The organism is Rathayibacter sp. AY1F8, assembly GCF_002932165.1.
Classification (GTDB): domain Bacteria; phylum Actinomycetota; class Actinomycetes; order Actinomycetales; family Microbacteriaceae; genus Rathayibacter.
Window position 1 is genome coordinate 242,121 of sequence record NZ_PSVB01000001.1, and the last position, 13,585, is coordinate 255,705.

Here is a 13,585-nt window from a genome sequence, read left to right on the forward strand (position 1 = left end):
GTGAGGACGACGCCATGCCCGCCGAGCCCGAGGACGCGTCGCCGACGACCCGCCGCGACGCGAGGGGACGCCGGCGGAACCGCCTCGACATCACGGGGGAGTGGCGCCGCGTCTCGCCCCGGTACGTCGCGGTCGAGATCGTGTCGGCCGTCGTGTCGAGCGTGCTGCTGCTCGCCGTGCCCGTGGTGCTGATGCTGATCGGCCTGCCGTGGGGCTGGATCCCGCTGGCCGCCGCGGCCGCCCTCGCGGTGACCCTCCTGATCGTGGCCCCGCGCCGTGCGCGCGCCTACGGCTACCTCCTGCGCCAGGACGACCTCCTCTTCCGCCGCGGCATCATGTTCCAGCGCTTCGTGTCGGTACCGTACGGGCGGATGCAGCTCATCGACGTCAACCGCGGGCCGCTCGCCCGGGCGCTCGGCCTCGCCGACCTCCGCTTCGTCACCGCCGCCGCGGCGACCGGCGTCAGCATCCCGGGCCTGGCCGAGCAGGACGCGGAGGAGCTCCGCGACCGCCTGGTCGAGCTCGCCGAGTCGCGCCGGGCCGGCCTGTGACCGAGCTCCGCGCCGTCGAGACGGACCTCGCCGACGGGGAGTGGCACCGCCTGCACCCCGCGACCCCGGTCCTCAAGGGCGGGATCGGCCTGCTGGTCGTCCTCGGCATCGTGATCACGAACCTCCGCGAGCGCCTGGTCGAGCTGTTCCTGCCCGGGCCGGAGGGGTTCGAGAGCGGCGATCCGGTCGACGAGCTGCTGCGCCGCGGTCTCGTCGGCTGGGCGCTGCTGGCGGTCGCGGTGGGCCTGGCGGTCGCCGTCTTCGCGTTCTGGCTGTCCTGGCGGATGCACACCTTCCGCATCACGGACGAGCTCGTCGAGGTGCGCTCCGGCGTGCTCTTCCGGACCAACCGGCGGGCGCGGCTGGACCGCATCCAGGGCATCGCGGTGCAGCGTCCGCTGTTCGCGCGGCTGTTCGGGGCCGCGAAGCTCGAGGTGAGCGTGGCCGGGCAGGACGCGAACGTCCAGCTGTCGTACCTCGGCTCGCGGCTGGTGGACGCCTTGCGCCGCGACATCCTGCGGCTCGCGTCCGGGGTGCGCGAGCGGGAGGCGACGGTCGACGGAGCGGCGCCCGCCGGCGGGTTCCTGGCGCGGCGGCTGGAGGAGTTCGGCGAGCCTCAGGACGAGACGCCGCCCGAGTCGGTCGTCTCGATCCCGCCGGGCCGGCTCCTCGGCTCGCTCGTCTTCAGCGGCTTCACGCTGTTCCTGGCCGCCTCGGTCGTCGCCGTGGTGTTCGTCGCCGTCTACGGCTCGCCCTACGTGCTCTTCGCGATCCTGCCGGGCCTGATCGGCTCGGGCAGCTACTACGTCCGCCAGTTCGTGCGCTCGCTCCGGTACTCGATCGCCGCGACGCCCGACGGCGTGCGGGTCGGCTACGGTGTGCTCTCGACCAGCAGCGACACGATCCCGCCCGGCCGGATCCACGCCGTCGAGATCACGCAGCCGCTGCTCTGGCGCCCCTTCGGCTGGTGGCAGGTGCGGATCGACCGCGCCGGCCACGCGGCCTCCCGCGGGGCGAACGGCGAGCCGAACACCACGATCCTGCCCGTGGGCGACCTCGCCGCGGTCGAGCGCGTCCTCGCCCTCCTGCTGCCCGGACCGGCCGAGGGAGCGGAGTCGACGCCCCTCGGCGACGCGCTCCGGCACCGCGACGCGGCCGGCTTCACCCGGGCGCCGCGCTCGGCGGTGTGGCTCCGCCCCTTCTCGTTCCGGAGGACCGGGTACCGGCTGACGGACGAGGTCGCGATCCTGCGCAGCGGAGCGGTCTGGCGGCGGGTCGCCGTGGTGCCCCTGGCGCGGATGCAGAGCGTCGGGGTCCAGCAGGGACCGCTCCAGCGCCTGCTCGGGCTGGCCTCGGCGCGCGTGCACACGGTGGCCGGCCCCGTCACTCCGCTCGTGCCGGTGATGAGCGCGGCAGACGGACTCGCCTTCTTCGAGAGCCTCGCGACGGCCGGAGTGCGGGCCGCCGACCGCGACGCGAGCCACCAGTGGGGGCGGCGCGCGGCCGCGCCCGCCCTGCCCGACTGGCCCGCTCCGGAGGGGGAACCGCATGCCTGAGAACCGCCGCGACGGACGCCTGGGCGTCGGCGTGATCGGTGCCGGACGCGTGGGCCCGGTGCTCGGTGCCGCGCTCGCCGGGGCCGGCCACGCCGTGATCGGGATCGCCACCACCAGCGAGAGCGGCCGCGAGCGCGCCGACGCGCTGCTCCCCGGAGTCCCCGTGCTCGCGATCCCCGAGCTCGTCGAGCGCAGCGAGCTGGTGATCGTCGCCGTCCCCGGGAGCGAGATCGCCGCCCTGGTCGCGGGGCTCGCCGCGACCGGAGCGTGGCAGCCCGGCCAGCTGGTGCTGCACACGGCGCCTGAGCACGGCTACGGGGTGCTCGCGCCGGCGCTCGCCTCCGGGGTCATCCCCCTGGCAGTCCACCCGGCGATGGCCTTCAGCGGCACCAGCCTCGACCTGGCGCGCCTCGCCGAGACCTACTTCGCCGTGTCGGCACCGGGCCCGGTGCTGCCGATCGCGCAGGCGCTGGTGGTCGAGATGGGCGGGGAGCCGGTGACCGTGGCGGAGTCCGACCGCGCCGCCTACGCGGAGGCCGTCTCGACCGCCACGACCTTCTCGACGGCGATCGTCGACCAGGCGGCGGGACTGCTGGCGGGCATCGGCGTCGAGAAGCCGGGCTTCTTCCTCTCCAGCCTCGTCCGCTCCTCCGTCGACGACGCCCTGCGCCGCGCGGCGGGCTGAGGGGGCGGCGTCGCTCGAGACGCCGCTCCCCAGGTGGGACGCCGCTCGGGAGGCGGTGCCTCGCGGAGGAGCACGGCGTCTCCGTGCCGAGGGCCCCGTTGGTCGCGGGCCCGCCGGTAGCATCGTCGGGTGATCAGCACCGTCCACCGCATCGGCGACCTCCGCGAGCGGCTGCAGGAGGCGCGGCGGACGGGTCGGCGCATCGCGCTCGTGCCGACGATGGGCGCCCTGCACGCCGGGCACCTCGCCCTCGTCGAGCGGGCGCGCGAGCTGGCCGACGTCGTCGTCGTGTCGGTGTTCGTGAATCCGCTGCAGTTCGGTCCGACCGAGGACCTGGACCGCTACCCGCGCGACCTCGAGGGCGACACCGCCCTGCTCGACGCGGCCGGGGCCGACCTCCTCTTCGCTCCGGGAGTCGCCGAGATGTACCCCGACGGGCCGTCCTCCACGAGGGTCGTCGCGGGCGAGGTCGGCGGCCTCTACGAGGGGCGCGCGCGGCCGGGCCACTTCGACGGGATGCTCACCGTCGTCGCCAAGCTCCTGAGCATCGCCCAGCCGGGCATCGCGGTCTTCGGGCAGAAGGACGCGCAGCAGCTGTTCCTCGTGCGCCGCATGGTCCGCGACCTCGACCTGCCCGTCGCGATCGAGGGCGTCGGCATCGTGCGGGAGGAGGACGGGCTCGCCCGCTCCAGCCGCAACCGCTACCTCGACGAGGAGCAGCGCCGCGCGGGCCTCGTGCTCCCGCGCCTCCTCGCGGCCGCCACGGAAGCCGCGGACCGCGGTGCCGCCGCGGCGATCGAGGCCGCCGAGACCGTCGCGCACGCCGAGCCGCTCGTTAAGCTGGACTACCTCGTCGTCGTGGATCCCGCGACGCTCCTCCCGGTCGACGCCGACCACCGCGGCCCGGCACTCGTGCTCGTCGCCGCGATCGTCGGCACCACCCGCCTCCTCGACAACGCCCCGATCCTGCTCGCCTGATCGCGGCCGTCCGCCCCGAACCGAAAGCACCGCGACCCCTCATGGCCGACACCCCCGACGTCCCCGAGTCCACGACCCCCGCCGCCGAGCAGTCCGACTCCGAGCAGGCCGCCGCCGAGCGGGCCGCGCAGCAGGAGGCCTCCGAGCAGAAGGCCGTCCGCCTCGCCAAGCGCGAGCGACTGCTCGAGCTCGCGGGCGACGACCTCGGCGCCGGCGCCTACCCCGTCGCGGTCGGAGTCACCGACACCATCGCGGCCGTCCGGGCGCGCCACGAGGGCATCGAGCCGGACGTGAAGACCGGCGAGCGCGTCGGCCTCGCGGGCCGCGTGGTGTTCCAGCGCAACACGGGCAAGCTCTGCTTCGCGACCCTGCAGGCCGGCGACGGCGAGCGGATCCAGGCCATGGTCTCGCTCGGCGACGTGGGCGAGGAGTCGCTCGCGGCGTGGAAGGAGCTCGTCGACCTGGGCGACCACCTCTTCGTCGAGGGCGAGGTCGTCTCGAGCAAGCGCGGCGAGCTGAGCGTGTGGGTGTCGGAGTGGACGATCGCCGCGAAGGCGATCCTGCCGCTGCCGAACCTGCACAACGAGCTCGGCGACGAGACCCGGATGCGCCAGCGCTACCTCGACCTGATCGTGCGCCCCCAGGCCCGCGAGACGGTCGTCACCCGCGCCCGCGTGAACGCCTCCCTCCGCGATACCTTCGCCTCGCACGAGTTCCTCGAGGTCGAGACCCCGATGCTGCAGGTGATGCACGGCGGCGCCTCCGCCCGCCCCTTCGCCACGCACTCGAACGCCTTCGACACCGAGCTGTACCTGCGCATCGCGCCCGAGCTCTACCTCAAGCGGGCGGTCGTCGGCGGCATCGACCGGGTCTTCGAGATCAACCGCAACTTCCGCAACGAGGGCGCCGACTCCACGCACTCGCCCGAGTTCGCGATGCTCGAGGCCTACCAGGCGTACGGCGACTACAACTCGATCGCCGACCTCACCCAGGAGCTGATCCAGAACGCGGCGCAGGCCGTCGCGGGCTCGCACGTGGTCACCTGGGCCGACGGCACCGAGTTCGACCTCGGCGGCCGGTGGGACCGCATCTCGATGTACGAGAGCCTGTCGCTCGCGGCCGGAATCGCGATCACGCCGGAGACGGAGCTCGCCGAGCTCGAGACCCTCGCCGCGCGCGAGGGCGTCGAGGTGCACGTCCCCACGCACGGCAAGTACGTCGAGGAGCTGTGGGAGCACTTCGTGAAGGGCGGCCTGACGCGTCCGACCTTCGTGATGGACTTCCCCGTCGACACCTCGCCGCTCGTGCGCGCGCACCGCAGCATCCCGGGCGTCGTCGAGAAGTGGGACCTCTACGTCCGCGGCTTCGAGCTGGCCACCGGCTACTCCGAGCTGATCGACCCGGTCGTGCAGCGCGAGCGCTTCGTCGAGCAGGCCCGCCAGGCCGCCGCGGGCGACGACGAGGCGATGCGCCTGGACGAGGACTTCCTCCGCGCCCTCGAGCACGGCATGCCCCCCACCGGCGGCATGGGCATGGGCATCGACCGCCTCCTGATGGCGATCACCGGCCTCGGGATCCGCGAGACGATCCTGTTCCCGCTCGTCAAGTAGGGTCGCAGGAGCCGAGGGGGAGACATGGTCAGGGCATCGAGCATCGTCGCGGCCGTCGCGGCGGGCGTCCTCACGATCGCGCAGTTCGGTGTGGGGACCGCGGTCGCCGCGAGCGTCATCACCTCCTCCGGCGACGTCGGCACCGCGCTGGCCGATCGGCGGGCGGCCGAGGCGTTCACGCCCGACCCCACGATCGCGAGCTTCGCGGAGCGGACCGCCATGTCGGACCGCGGCCGCGCCCTCTACTACGCGTCGAGCCCGTCGGTCGAGCCGACCGCCGGCTTCAACGACCTCTGCGGCTACGGTGCCTCCGATGACATCGTCCTCGGCTGCTACACCGGCACCAGCATCTACATCTCGGACGTCGCCAACCCCGACCTCGACGGGATCCGCGACGTCACGGCGGCCCACGAGATGCTGCACGCCGCGTGGGTGCGGCTCGACGCGGAGGAGCAGGCCGAGCTGGGCGACGAGCTCGAGGCCGCCTACGAGACCCTCCCGCAGGACGGCACGATCGCCGAGCGCCTCGAGCTGTACCGCACCGGCGGCCTCGGCGAGCGCGTCAACGAGCTGCACTCGATCCTGGGGACCGAGGTGGCCGACCTGCCGCCGGCGCTCGAGGCGCACTACGCCGAGTTCTTCGACGACCGCTCCGTCGTCGTGGGCCTGAACGCCCGCTACGAGGCGGTCTTCACCGATCTCGAGAACCGCATCGAGGACCTGGTCTCCCGGATCGAGACGATGTACGCCGACCTCACGGCGCGGATCGATGCGAACAACGCCGAGTACGACGCGCTCAACGTCGAGATCGACGACTTCAACTCGCGCGCCGACAGCGGCGACTTCGGATCGACGGCCGAGTTCGAGACGGAGCGCGCCGATCTGCTCGCCCGCAGCCAGGCCGTCGACGCCACCCGCGCCGCCATCGACGCGGACATCGCCGTGTACGACGGCCTGCGCTCGGAGCTGGAAGGCCTCAACTCCGATGCCGCGGCGCTGAACAAGTCGGTCGAGAGCCAGTAGCGCCCAGCGCCCGCGAAGGCCGCTGGGCGCACGGGCCTCCGGGCTCACGGCTCCCGCGCCGGTGCCGCGGGTAGGATCGCCGCATGGACTGGGAGCTGTGGAACCAGGGGCTGTGGGCCCTCGTGCCGACGATCACGGTCGGAGCCATCTTCTGGTTCGTGATGCGCGCCCTCATCCGCTCGGACCGCAACGAGCGCCGCGCGTACGACCGCATCGAGGCCCGCGAGCGCGAGCGCCGCGGCCTGCCTCCCCGCGACGCCTCCTGACCACCGCCGCCTCGCGAGTGCCTCCCGCGCCCGCTGATCGGCTCCGCACGACGAACGAGGAGGCGCGGTGCCCGCACCCGACTGGGCGGTGATCCTCCCGATCGCGGCTGTCGTCGTCGAGCTCGTGGTCCGCGTGATCGCCGTGATCGTCGTGCCGCGGAACCGCCGTCCGACCACCGGTCTCGCCTGGCTGATGGCGATCTTCCTGATCCCGTACGTCGGCATCCTGCTGTTCCTCTTCATCGGGAGCTACCGGCTGCCGCGCAAGCGCCGCCGGAAGCAGCAGGAGATCAACCGGTTCATCCTGGAGTCGACCGACGGCATCGACCGCGTCGCCCGGGAGCACCCGTGGCCGCAGTGGCTGGAGTCGGTGGTCACCCTCAACCGCAACCTCGGCGCGATGCCGCTGGTCGGCGGAAACGACGCGCGCCTCCAGGGCGACTACGAGCAGACCATCCGCGCGATGGCCGCCGAGATCGACCGCGCCCGCCGGTACGTGCACTGCGAGTTCTACATCCTCGCCGCCGACTCGACCACCGCGCCCTTCTTCGACGCGCTCGACCGCGCGGTGGCCCGCGGGGTGCGGGTGCGGATCCTCCTCGACCACATCGCGTCGATCCGCGTGCCCGGCTACTACAGCGGCACCCATCGCCGGCTGCGCGCCCTCGAGCGGGCGGGCGCCTCGTGGTCGTACATGCTCCCCGTGCGGCCGTGGCGCGGGCAGTACCAGCGGCCGGACCTGCGCAACCACCGCAAGCTGCTGATCGTCGACGGCAACGCGGCCTTCATGGGCTCGCAGAACGTCGTCGACTCCAGCTACAACAAGCGCGGCAACATCCGCCGCGGCCTGCACTGGCACGACCTGATGGTGCGCCTCGAGGGGCCGGTGGTGCAGGGCATCAACGCCATCTTCATCACCGACTGGTACAGCGAGACCGACGAGCTGCTCCTCCGGGAGTCGGAGCCGATGGAGGCGCTGCAGCAGCGCGACACCATCGACTGCCAGGTGGTGCCGAGCGGCCCGGGGTTCGAGGGCGAGAACAACCTGCGCCTGTTCCTGACGCTGCTCTACTCGGCGCAGAAGTCGATCATCATCACCAGCCCGTACTTCGTGCCCGACGAGGCGATGCTCTACGCGATCACGACGGCGACCCGGCGGGGCGTGCACGTGGAGCTCTTCGTCTCCGAGATCGGCGACCAGGCCGTGGTCTACCACGCCCAGCGCTCGTACTACGAGACGCTGCTGACCGCGGGCGTGCGCATCTGGATGTACCGCAAGCCGACCATCCTGCACGCGAAGCACTTCACGATCGACGACGACGTCGCCGTGATCGGCTCGAGCAACATGGACATGCGCTCCTTCACGCTCAACCTCGAGGTCTCGCTCATGGTGCGCGGCTCGGAGTTCGTCGAGGACCTGCGCCAGGTGCAGCAGGACTACCGCGAGCACTCCCGCGAGCTGACCCTCCGCGAGTGGCGGCAGCAGCCGCTCCGCTCGACCCTGCTCGACAACCTGGCGCGGCTCACCTCGGCGCTGCAGTAGCGCGGCTCCCGTCCGCCCGCCTGCGGAGGATGCGCGGCCCCGACTCGTCGCGCAAGTCCCTGTGCGGGCCGCCGCGCCCCGCGTAGCGTCGGAGCGTCCTCAGCACCATCCGGTTCCGCCTGCCCGGCGCCGGGTTCGAGAAGGGAACGGACATGACGGCATCCCGTACGACGCGCATCCTCATCCTCGGCGGCGGCTACGTCGGCCTGTACACGGCCTGGGGCCTCGAGAAGAGGCGGGGGGAGGCGCCGATCGACGTCACCGTCGTCGAGCCGAACCCCTACATGACCTACCAGCCGCTGCTGCCCGAGGTCGCCGGCGGCCACGTCCAGCCGCGCCACGTCACGGTGCCGCTGGTCTCCGCGCTCAAGCGCACCCGCGTGATCCGCGGCGCGATCACCGGCGTGAGCCTCGCCGAGCGCAGCGCCACCGTCGCCGCGATGGACGGCTCCACCCGCACGATCGAGTTCGACCAGGTCGTATTCGCGCTCGGAGCCGTCACCCGCACGTTCCCCACGCCGGGCCTCGCCGAGCACGGCATCGGCTTCAAGACGGTGGAGGAGGCGGCGCACCTGCGCGACCGCGTCATCGAGAACATCGCGAAGGCGGCGCTCACCACCGATCCCGCCGAGCGCCGGCGCCTGCTCACCTTCGTCTTCGTCGGTGGCGGCTACACCGGCGTCGAGGCGCTGAGCGAGCTGCTCGACCTCAGCCGCAAGACGCTCGCCGCGCAGCCCTCCCTCTCGATGGGCGACGTCACCTGGCACCTCGTCGAGGCACTGGACCGGGTCGCCCCCGAGGTCGGTCCCGAGCTCTCGAAGTGGACGCTCGACCACCTCCGCTCGCGCGGCGTGCACGTGCACCTGAAGACGACGATGCCCTCCTGCGAGGACGGCGTCGTGGAGCTCTCCTCGGGCGAGCGCATCCCGACGGCCACGATCGTGTGGACCGCCGGCGTGAAGCCGAACCCGATCCTCGACGCGACCGACGCGCCCCGCGGGCCGAAGGGCCACGTCATGGCGGATGCGCGCCTGCGGGTCACCCGCGAGGACGGCGAGCCGGTGGGCGGCGCCTGGGCGGCCGGCGACGGCGCGCAGGTGCCGGACCTCACCAGCGAGAAGCAGCCCGCGTACTACCCGCCGAACGCGCAGAACGCGGTCCGGCAGGCCAAGCTCCTGGCGCGCAACATCATCGCCGACCTCACCGGAGGCACCGTGGAGGAGTACCGCCACGCCTCCGTCGGGACCGTCGCCGAGTACGGCATCGGCAAGGGCGCGGGCCTGATCAAGGGCGTGAAGCTGCGCGGCCTCCCCGCCTGGCTCGCCCACCGCGCCTACCACGGAGCGGCGATGCCGACCCTGGACCGCAAGTGGCGGATCATCACGGGCTGGCTCGTCGACGCCGTCACTCCGCGCGACCTCTCGCCGATGAGCGCGCTGCAGGATCCGCGCCGCGCCTTCCGCGAGACGGCCGAGGCCACCGATCGCGAGGCCGCTGCGAAGGCCGCCGCGAAGAAGGAGTCGGACGCGTCCTGACGCGCCGGTGAGAGCGCGGGAGTCGCGGTGGTCGAGCGGGATCATCGCGACTTCCGCGCTCCCGCGTCGTGGGCCCCGCCTCGGAGCGCCTCGGCCTGACGGTCTCGGCTCAGGCCCGGCGGCGCGGCTTGAGGCGCACGGTCGGCAGCACGGGCGCGGGGAGCGCGCGTCCGCCGTACCCGTCGACGGTGCCGAACGGTCCTGCGGGATCCGCCCCGGCGATCACGTCGGACTGCCAGCGCTCGCGGGCGGCCGCCACGTCGTCGTGGCTGCGGCCGACGAAGTTCCACCACATCACCAGCTCCTCGGCGAACGGCTCGCCGCCGAGCAGCACCACGCGGGCTCCCGCGTCCCCGGCGGTCAGCACCAGGTGCGAGCGGCCGGGCGTCAGGTAGGCGAGGTCCGAGCGCGGGACGTCCGCACCCTCGACCGCCACGGGGCCGGCGTCGACCAGCACGCCGTACTCCCACGACTCCTCGACCGGCAGCTCGACCCGGGCACCCGGCTCGAGGTCGATCTGCGCGGCGACCAGCGGAGTGAAGGTGCTCGCGGGCACCGACGCGCCGAGCATCCCTCCGACGAAGACGTGCACCAGCGCGCCGGGCAGCTCCACGGGCACGCCGCGGTGGTGCTCGAAGAACGGATCGACGAGCCGCGCCTCCTCGGGCAGCGCGACCCAGAGCTGCACCCCGTGCAGAACGGGCGCGCCCCCGGTCGAGACCTCCGAGTGCGAGATGCCGCGTCCGGCCGTCATCAGGTTGAGCTCGCCCGGGCGCACCACGGCGAGGCTGCCGACGCTGTCACGGTGCTCGATCTCGCCCTCGAAGAGCCAGCTCACGGTCTGCAGGCCGGTGTGCGGGTGCGGCGGGACGTCCATCCCGGCCTCCTCGCCGAGCCGCACCGGGCCGTAGTGGTCGGCGAAGCACCATGCGCCGATGGTCGAGCGCGAGCGCTGGGGGAGGGTGCGGCGCACCTCGATCGCACGCGGACCGCCGAGCGGGACGAGCCGTGCCTCCAGGATCTCGACCGCGCCGGGCTCGCGAGGGACCGGCTCCGCGGCGACGGGGAGCTCGTCGGGATGCTCCTCCAGGTTGCTCATGCGGGAAGTGTATGCCTTCGCATGGACCGGTGGGCGGGACCGCCGCCCGCACCCCTCCGGATCGCGTGCACGCCCAGGGCGAACAGGCCTGCTCACCGGGGGGAGCGCTGGTTACAGTCGACGTATCGGAGCCCACCCCTGCGGGTTCTGTAGGGAGTGACAGCATGTTCGAGAGATTCACCGATCGCGCGCGGCGCGTCGTCGTCCTGGCCCAGGAAGAGGCCAAGATGCTCAATCACAACTACATCGGCACGGAGCACATCCTGCTCGGCCTGATCCACGAGGGCGAGGGAGTGGCCGCGAAGGCGCTCGAGTCCCTCGGGATCTCGCTCGACGCTGTGCGCGAGCAGGTGCAGGACATCATCGGCCAGGGGCAGCAGCAGCCGACCGGCCACATCCCCTTCACGCCTCGGGCGAAGAAGGTCCTCGAGCTGTCCCTGCGCGAAGCGCTGCAGCTCGGCCACAACTACATCGGGACCGAGCACATCCTGCTCGGCCTCATCCGCGAGGGCGAGGGCGTCGCCGCTCAGGTGCTGGTCAAGCTCGGTGCCGACCTGAACCGCGTGCGCCAGCAGGTCATCCAGCTGCTCTCGGGCTACCAGGGCAAGGAGCAGGTCGCCGTGGGCGGTGAGCAGCAGCAGCCTCAGGGGGGATCGCAGATCCTCGACCAGTTCGGACGCAACCTCACCCAGGCGGCGCGCGACAACAAGCTCGACCCGGTCATCGGGCGCGAGAAGGAGATCGAGCGGGTCATGCAGATCCTCTCCCGCCGCTCCAAGAACAACCCCGTCCTGATCGGCGAGCCCGGCGTCGGCAAGACCGCCGTCGTCGAGGGCCTCGCCCAGGCGATCGTGCGGGGCGACGTGCCCGAGACGCTGAAGGACAAGCAGCTCTACACGCTCGACCTCGGCTCGCTCATCGCCGGATCCCGCTACCGCGGTGACTTCGAGGAGCGCCTGAAGAAGGTCACGAAGGAGATCCGCACCCGCGGCGACATCATCACCTTCATCGACGAGATCCACACCCTCGTCGGCGCAGGGGCCGCTGAGGGCGCGATCGACGCCGCCTCGATCCTCAAGCCGCTGCTCGCCCGCGGCGAGCTGCAGACCATCGGCGCGACCACGCTCGACGAGTACCGCAAGCACTTCGAGAAGGACGCCGCTCTCGAGCGCCGCTTCCAGCCGATCCAGGTCGCGGAGCCGTCGCTGCCCCACACGATCAACATCCTCAAGGGGCTGCGCGACCGCTACGAGGCGCACCACAAGGTGTCCATCACCGACGGCGCGATCGTCTCGGCGGCCAATCTGGCCGACCGCTACATCAGCGACCGCTTCCTCCCCGACAAGGCGATCGACCTGATCGACGAGGCCGGCGCACGCCTGCGCCTCTCGATCCTCTCGGCGCCGCCGGAGCTGCGCGACTTCGACGACCGCATCGCCGTGGTCCGCTCCGCCAAAGAGGCCGCGATCGAGGACCAGGACTTCGAGAAGGCCGCGTCGCTGCGCGACGAGGAGAAGCAGCTGCTCGGTGAGCGCCTGCGCCTCGAGAAGCAGTGGAAGTCGGGCGACGTCAAGGCCACCGGCGTGGTCGACGAGGGCCTGATCGCCGAGGTCCTCGCCCAGGCGACGGGCATCCCGGTCTTCAAGCTCACCGAGGAGGAGTCCTCGCGGCTCGTCTTCATGGAGAAGGCCCTCCACCAGCGCGTCATCGGCCAGGAGGAGGCCATCGCGGCCCTCTCGCGGACGATCCGCCGCACCCGCGCGGGCCTCAAGGACCCCAAGCGCCCCTCGGGCTCGTTCATCTTCGCCGGCCCCACGGGCGTCGGGAAGACCGAGCTGGCCAAGGCGCTCGCCGAGTTCCTCTTCGACGACGAGAACGCGATGATCTCGCTCGACATGTCGGAGTACGGCGAGAAGCACACCGTCTCGCGGCTGTTCGGCGCCCCTCCCGGGTTCGTCGGCTTCGAGGAGGGCGGCCAGCTCACCGAGAAGGTGCGCCGCAAGCCGTTCAGCGTGGTCCTCTTCGACGAGATCGAGAAGGCGCACCCGGACATCTTCAACTCGCTCCTCCAGATCCTGGAGGAGGGTCGACTGACCGACGGCCAGGGCCGTGTCGTCGACTTCAAGAACACCGTCATCATCATGACCACCAACCTCGGTGCTCGTGACATCGCCGGTGGTCCCGTCGGGTTCCAGATCGAGGGCGACAACGCCACCGGCTACGACCGCATGCGCGGCAAGGTCAACGAGGAGCTCAAGAAGCACTTCAAGCCCGAGTTCCTCAACCGCGTGGACGACGTCATCGTCTTCCCGCAGCTGTCGAAGCCCGAGCTGCTCCAGATCGTCGACCTCTTCATCAAGCGCCTGGGCGACCGTCTGCTCGACCGCGACATGACGGTGGAGCTGACGCAGCCGGCCAAGGAGCGCCTGATCGAGGTCGGGTTCGACCCGGCCCTCGGTGCGCGCCCCCTGCGCCGCGCGATCCAGCGCGAGATCGAGGACCAGCTGTCCGAGCGGATCCTGCACGGCGAGCTCGGCGCCGGAGACCACATCCACGTGGACTTCGCCGACAACAGGTTCGTCTTCACCACGACCCCGCGTCTGATCTCGATCAGCGCCGGCGCGTCCACCGGAGCGGCCACGGCCGGCCCGGCGACGCCCGACCTGATGTCGTAGCAGGCTGCCGAACGACCCCGTGCCCGTCCCCTCTCGCGAGGGGGCGGGCACGTCGTCGTCCGGG

11 protein-coding genes are annotated in these 13,585 nt (G+C 72.2%); 10 read left to right on the plus strand and 1 reads right to left on the minus strand.

Annotated features, from left to right (window positions below; translation table 11 throughout):
- Nucleotides 1–14: 14 nt before the first annotated feature.
- The 9 genes from C5C35_RS01085 to C5C35_RS01125 all read left to right on the plus strand — a co-directional run bounded on the left by C5C35_RS01085 (nt 15) and on the right by C5C35_RS01125 (nt 9,747).
- A complete protein-coding gene (locus tag C5C35_RS01085) occupies nt 15–551 on the plus strand; it encodes a PH domain-containing protein (RefSeq protein WP_104224099.1) in 537 nt (178 codons plus the stop codon).
- A complete protein-coding gene (locus tag C5C35_RS01090) occupies nt 548–2,107 on the plus strand; it encodes a PH domain-containing protein (RefSeq protein WP_104224098.1) in 1,560 nt (519 codons plus the stop codon). Before C5C35_RS01085 ends, C5C35_RS01090 begins: the two co-directional genes overlap by 4 nt.
- Nucleotides 2,100–2,792 carry a Rossmann-like and DUF2520 domain-containing protein gene (locus C5C35_RS01095; RefSeq protein ID WP_104224097.1) on the plus strand — a complete coding sequence of 231 codons (693 nt, stop codon included), beginning with the start codon at nt 2,100–2,102 and terminating at the stop codon, nt 2,790–2,792. The genes C5C35_RS01090 and C5C35_RS01095 overlap by 8 nt, the downstream gene beginning before the upstream one ends.
- Before the next feature lie 129 nt (nt 2,793–2,921).
- Nucleotides 2,922–3,770, plus strand: coding sequence for a pantoate--beta-alanine ligase (gene panC, locus C5C35_RS01100; protein WP_104262346.1), 849 nt, complete (start codon nt 2,922–2,924; stop codon nt 3,768–3,770).
- Nucleotides 3,771–3,811: 41 nt separating this feature from the next.
- Nucleotides 3,812–5,380 (plus strand): lysine--tRNA ligase, encoded by a 1,569-nt coding sequence (gene lysS, locus C5C35_RS01105; RefSeq protein WP_104224095.1) that lies wholly within the window; start codon nt 3,812–3,814, stop codon nt 5,378–5,380.
- 24 nt (nt 5,381–5,404) lie between these two features.
- Nucleotides 5,405–6,403, plus strand: a complete 999-nt coding sequence (locus C5C35_RS01110) for a hypothetical protein (RefSeq protein ID WP_104262347.1) — start codon at nt 5,405–5,407, stop codon at nt 6,401–6,403.
- Between the two features lie 83 nt (nt 6,404–6,486).
- The gene (locus tag C5C35_RS01115) at nt 6,487–6,669 is read left to right on the plus strand and encodes a hypothetical protein (protein ID WP_104224094.1); all 183 of its coding nucleotides are present in this window, start codon (nt 6,487–6,489) and stop codon (nt 6,667–6,669) included.
- 67 nt (nt 6,670–6,736) lie between these two features.
- Nucleotides 6,737–8,212 (plus strand): cardiolipin synthase, encoded by a 1,476-nt coding sequence (gene cls / locus C5C35_RS01120; RefSeq protein WP_104224093.1) that lies wholly within the window; start codon nt 6,737–6,739, stop codon nt 8,210–8,212.
- A 152-nt stretch (nt 8,213–8,364) separates the two neighbouring features.
- A complete protein-coding gene (locus tag C5C35_RS01125; RefSeq protein WP_104262348.1) occupies nt 8,365–9,747 on the plus strand; it encodes an NAD(P)/FAD-dependent oxidoreductase in 1,383 nt (460 codons plus the stop codon).
- A gap of 109 nt (nt 9,748–9,856) precedes the next feature.
- Here C5C35_RS01125 and C5C35_RS01130 read toward each other — a convergent pair whose 3' ends face one another.
- Nucleotides 9,857–10,846, minus strand: coding sequence for a pirin family protein (locus C5C35_RS01130; RefSeq protein WP_104262349.1), 990 nt, complete (start codon nt 10,844–10,846; stop codon nt 9,857–9,859).
- 164 nt (nt 10,847–11,010) lie between these two features.
- Between C5C35_RS01130 and C5C35_RS01135 the strand changes: the two genes are divergently transcribed.
- Nucleotides 11,011–13,521, plus strand: a complete 2,511-nt coding sequence (locus C5C35_RS01135; protein WP_104234294.1) for an ATP-dependent Clp protease ATP-binding subunit — start codon at nt 11,011–11,013, stop codon at nt 13,519–13,521.
- The last annotated feature ends 64 nt before the right edge of the window (nt 13,522–13,585 follow it).

Bases quoted from the DNA above. Each gene is read 5' to 3' on its own strand.
- C5C35_RS01095 (WP_104224097.1), top strand. From the start codon at position 2,100: ATGCCTGAGAACCGCCGCGACGGACGCCTGGGCGTCGGCGTGATCGGT.
- C5C35_RS01115 (WP_104224094.1), top strand. From the start codon at position 6,487: ATGGACTGGGAGCTGTGGAACCAGGGGCTGTGGGCCCTCGTGCCGACG.
- C5C35_RS01130 (WP_104262349.1), bottom strand. From the start codon at position 10,846: ATGAGCAACCTGGAGGAGCATCCCGACGAGCTCCCCGTCGCCGCGGAG.
- C5C35_RS01135 (WP_104234294.1), top strand. From the start codon at position 11,011: ATGTTCGAGAGATTCACCGATCGCGCGCGGCGCGTCGTCGTCCTGGCC.
- C5C35_RS01085 (WP_104224099.1), top strand. From the start codon at position 15: ATGCCCGCCGAGCCCGAGGACGCGTCGCCGACGACCCGCCGCGACGCG.
- C5C35_RS01110 (WP_104262347.1), top strand. From the start codon at position 5,405: ATGGTCAGGGCATCGAGCATCGTCGCGGCCGTCGCGGCGGGCGTCCTC.
- lysS (WP_104224095.1), top strand. From the start codon at position 3,812: ATGGCCGACACCCCCGACGTCCCCGAGTCCACGACCCCCGCCGCCGAG.
- C5C35_RS01125 (WP_104262348.1), top strand. From the start codon at position 8,365: ATGACGGCATCCCGTACGACGCGCATCCTCATCCTCGGCGGCGGCTAC.